The organism is Stenoxybacter acetivorans DSM 19021, from assembly GCF_000745895.1.
GTDB classification, from domain to species: Bacteria; Pseudomonadota; Gammaproteobacteria; order Burkholderiales; family Neisseriaceae; genus Stenoxybacter; species Stenoxybacter acetivorans.
Genome location: NZ_JQKE01000106.1, coordinates 1 through 4,911, shown reverse-complemented (window position 1 = coordinate 4,911; position 4,911 = coordinate 1). Strand labels below are relative to the sequence as shown.

The window sequence follows — 4,911 nt, the reverse complement described above, 5'->3', positions numbered from 1 at the left end:
CCAACGCTCTGTGGCCGCCAAACTAAACTGTACAAATCGGTTAAGCCGTGTCTCTCTCATGCAATTACCCTTCGGCTCTTTGCAATCCATCAACTTCAATCAACGGTGATGCGTATCTTCGCGTAAGCTTTTTTCTTTCAAGATGCTTGTATTACTTTCTTACAAGCCCTTCAAATGATAGAGTCAAGCCGCACGAGCAATTAGTATCGGTTAGCTTCACGTGTTACCACGCTTCCACACCCGACCTATCAACGTCCTGGTCTCGAACGTCTCTTCAGTGTGGTTTTACCACAGGGGAAGTCTTATCTTCAGGCGAGTTTCACGCTTAGATGCTTTCAGCGTTTATCTCTTCCGAACTTAGCTACCCGGCTATGCTTCTGGCGAAACAACCGGTACACCAGAGGTTCGTCCACTCCGGTCCTCTCGTACTAGGAGCAGCCCCCGTCAAACTTCCAACGCCCACTGCAGATAGGGACCAAACTGTCTCACGACGTTTTAAACCCAGCTCACGTACCACTTTAAATGGCGAACAGCCATACCCTTGGGACCGACTACAGCCCCAGGATGTGATGAGCCGACATCGAGGTGCCAAACTCCGCCGTCGATATGAACTCTTGGGCGGAATCAGCCTGTTATCCCCGGAGTACCTTTTATCCGTTGAGCGATGGCCCTTCCATTCAGAACCACCGGATCACTATGTCCTGCTTTCGCACCTGCTCGACTTGTCGGTCTCGCAGTTAAGCTACCTTTTGCCATTGCACTATCAGCCCGATTTCCGACCGGACCTAGGTAACCTTCGAACTCCTCCGTTACTCTTTGGGAGGAGACCGCCCCAGTCAAACTGCCTACCATGCACGGTCCCCGACCCGGTTTCACGGGCCTGGGTTAGAACCTCAAAGTCACCAGGGTGGTATTTCAACGGCGGCTCCACTGAAACTAGCGTCTCAGCTTCTCAGCCTCCCACCTATCCTACACAAGTAACTTCAAAGTCCAATGCAAAGCTGCAGTAAAGGTTCACGGGGTCTTTCCGTCTAGCAGCGGGGAGATTGCATCTTCACAACCATTTCAACTTCGCTGAGTCTCGGGAGGAGACAGTGTGGCCATCGTTACGCCATTCGTGCGGGTCGGAACTTACCCGACAAGGAATTTCGCTACCTTAGGACCGTTATAGTTACGGCCGCCGTTTACCGGGGCTTCGATCCGATGCGTGAACATCTTCAATTAACCTTCCGGCACCGGGCAGGCGTCACACCGTATACGTCCACTTTCGTGTTGGCACAGTGCTGTGTTTTTATTAAACAGTCGCAGCCACCTATTCTCTGCGGCCTCTCTAAGCTTTCGGTGTTTCTCCTTCACTCAAAAAGGCATACCTTCTCCCGAAGTTACGGTATCAATTTGCCGAGTTCCTTCTCCCGAGTTCTCTCAAGCGCCTTAGAATTCTCTTCCTACCCACCTGTGTCGGTTTGCGGTACGGTTCAATTCAAACTGAAGCTTAGTGGCTTTTCCTGGAAGCGTGGTATCAGTCACTTCGTGTCCTTGGACACTCGTCATCACGTCTCGGCATTGAATAACCGGATTTGCCTGGTTATTCTGCCTACCGGCTTAAACGACCTATTCCAACAGGTCGATGACTTAACCTTCTCCGTCCCCACATCGCATTTGAATTAAGTACGGGAATATTAACCCGTTTCCCATCGACTACGCATCTCTGCCTCGCCTTAGGGGCCGACTCACCCTGCGCCGATGAACGTTGCGCAGGAATCCTTGGGTTTTCGGCGAGCGGGCTTTTCACCCGCTTTATCGCTACTCATGTCAACATTCGCACTTCTGATACCTCCAGCACACTTCTCAATGCACCTTCTTCGGCCTACAGAACGCTCCCCTACCATGTCAGTTGCCTGACATCCGCAGCTTCGGTTACAGATTTGAGCCCCGTTACATCTTCCGCGCAGGACGACTCGACCAGTGAGCTATTACGCTTTCTTTAAATGATGGCTGCTTCTAAGCCAACATCCTGGCTGTCTTTGCCTTCCCACTTCGTTTACCACTTAATCTGTCATTCGGGACCTTAGCTGGCGGTCTGGGTTGTTTCCCTCTTGACACCGGACGTTAGCACCCGATGTCTGTCTCCCGAGGAATCACTTGATGGTATTCTGAGTTTGCAATGGGTTGGTAAGTCGCAATGACCCCCTAGCCATAACAGTGCTTTACCCCCATCAGTGTCTTGCTCGAGGCACTACCTAAATAGTTTTCGGGGAGAACCAGCTATCTCCGAGTTTGTTTAGCCTTTCACCCCTATCCACAGCTCATCCCCGCATTTTGCAACATGCGTGGGTTCGGTCCTCCAATACCTGTTACGGCATCTTCAACCTGGCCATGGATAGATCACTCGGTTTCGGGTCTACACCCAGCAACTATTCGCCCTATTAAGACTCGGTTTCCCTGCGCCTCCCCTATCCGGTTAAGCTCGCTACTGAATGTAAGTCGTTGACCCATTATACAAAAGGTACGCAGTCACGGAATAATTCCGCTCCCACTGTTTGTATGCATCAGGTTTCAGGTTCTGTTTCACTCCCCTCCCGGGGTTCTTTTCGCCTTTCCCTCACGGTACTGGTTCACTATCGGTCGATGATGAGTATTTAGCCTTGGAGGATGGTCCCCCCTTCTTCAGACAGGATTTCGCGTGTCCCGCCCTACTTTTCGTGTGCTCAGTACCAATAATGAAATTTCGAATACGGGGCTGTCACCCGCTGCGGCCCGGCTTCCCAACCGGTTCTTCTATCTCAATATCTATCACACACAGGCTCTTGCGCTTTCGCTCGCCACTACTGGCGCAATCTCGGTTGATTTCTTTTCCTCCGGGTACTTAGATGGTTCAGTTCTCCGGGTTCGCTTCTCGTACCCTATTTATTCAGGTACGGATAATCAGATCGCTCTGATTGGGTTTCCCCATTCGGACATCGCGGGATCTCTGCTCTATTGCCAGCTCCCCCGCGCTTTTCGCAGGCTTACACGTCCTTCGTCGCCTATCATCGCCAAGGCATCCACCTGATGCACTTATTCACTTGACTCTATCATTTCAAGGGCTTCTTGACTTCGCTTCGCTCCCGTTGACGTGGAACTTGGCTCTAAGCCTTTACTTTGAAAAAGCTTACTGCTTTGGTTGTCTGCCTCTGTGCCTTTTGTTTCACAGGGCAGTTGATACAATCATCACCCAAATTCTTCGCTTGGTTTGTTTTTCGGCACAATCGCTTGCAAGCAATTATGCCCAAACCAGTTTTGTCTTTGTTTGTTGATTTCGGCTTTCCAATTTGTTAAAGATCGATGCGTTTCTATGCGCAAATCAAAACAGGCCGCTTCAGAATCTTTTATTCTTAATTCTGTGCTTGCTGCTTTGATTTGCGTACGAGGATAGGATTTATCAGGGTCTGTGGTGGAGGCAAACGGGATCGAACCGATGACCCCCTGCTTGCAAAGCAGGTGCTCTACCAACTGAGCTATGCCCCCATGTGCTTGTCGCAGCTCTGGTGGGTCTGGCAGGACTTGAACCTGCGACCCCACGCTTATCAAGCGTGTGCTCTAACCAGCTGAGCTACAAACCCAAGGTCTTCTCGCATCTTTTTTTTCAGTTTACCGATAAGTGTGAGTACAACAGTTGCCCATTCTTCTCTAGAAAGGAGGTGATCCAGCCGCAGGTTCCCCTACGGCTACCTTGTTACGACTTCACCCCAGTCATGAAGCATACCGTGTTAAGCGGCCTCCTTGCGGTTAGCCTACCCAATTCTGGTATCCCCCACTCCCATGGTGTGACGGGCGGTGTGTACAAGACCCGGGAACGTATTCACCGCAGTATGCTGACCTGCGATTACTAGCGATTCCGACTTCATGCACTCGAGTTGCAGAGTGCAATCCGGACTACGATCGGCTTTCTGAGATTGGCTCCGCCTCGCGGCTTGGCTACCCTCTGTACCGACCATTGTATGACGTGTGAAGCCCTGGTCATAAGGGCCATGAGGACTTGACGTCATCCCCACCTTCCTCCGGTTTGTCACCGGCAGTCTCATTAGAGTGCCCAACCAAATGATGGCAACTAATGACAAGGGTTGCGCTCGTTGCGGGACTTAACCCAACATCTCACGACACGAGCTGACGACAGCCATGCAGCACCTGTGTTACGGCTCCCGAAGGCACTCTTCCGTCTCTGAAAGATTCCGTACATGTCAAGACCAGGTAAGGTTCTTCGCGTTGCATCGAATTAATCCACATCATCCACCGCTTGTGCGGGTCCCCGTCAATTCCTTTGAGTTTTAATCTTGCGACCGTACTCCCCAGGCGGACAATTTCACGCGTTAGCTTCGCTACTAATGTGGCAAGCACACCAACAGCTAATTGTCATCGTTTAGGGCGTGGACTACCAGGGTATCTAATCCTGTTTGCTACCCACGCTTTCGGGCATGAACGTCAGTGTTATCCCAGGAGGCTGCCTTCGCCATCGGTATTCCTCCGCATCTCTACGCATTTCACTGCTACACGCGGAATTCTACCTCCCTCTGACACACTCTAGCTACACAGTTTCAAGCGCCATTCCCAAGTTGAGCTCGGGGATTTCACACCTGACTTATGTAACCGTCTGCGCCCGCTTTACGCCCAGTAATTCCGATTAACGCTTGCACCCTACGTATTACCGCGGCTGCTGGCACGTAGTTAGCCGGTGCTTATTCTTCGGGTACCGTCATCAGTCAGTGGTATTAACACTAACCTTTTCTTCCCCGACAAAAGTACTTTACAACCCGAAGGCCTTCTTCATACACGCGGCATGGCTGGATCAGGGTTGCCCCCATTGTCCAAAATTCCCCACTGCTGCCTCCCGTAGGAGTTTGGGCCGTGTCTCAGTCCCAATGTGGCGGATCA

The 4,911-nt window shown here is 51.3% G+C and carries 2 tRNA genes and 2 rRNA genes; all 4 read right to left on the bottom strand.

The features are described 5' to 3' along the window. Positions 1-179: 179 nt before the first annotated feature. A 23S ribosomal RNA gene (locus Q384_RS10580) occupies positions 180-3,071 on the bottom strand. 360 nt (positions 3,072-3,431) lie between these two features. After that, positions 3,432-3,507, bottom strand: a tRNA-Ala gene (locus tag Q384_RS10570). 18 nt (positions 3,508-3,525) lie between these two features. After that, a tRNA-Ile gene (locus tag Q384_RS10565) sits at positions 3,526-3,602 on the bottom strand. Positions 3,603-3,673: 71 nt separating this feature from the next. After that, positions 3,674-4,911, bottom strand: a 16S ribosomal RNA gene (locus Q384_RS10560); the annotation flags it as partial.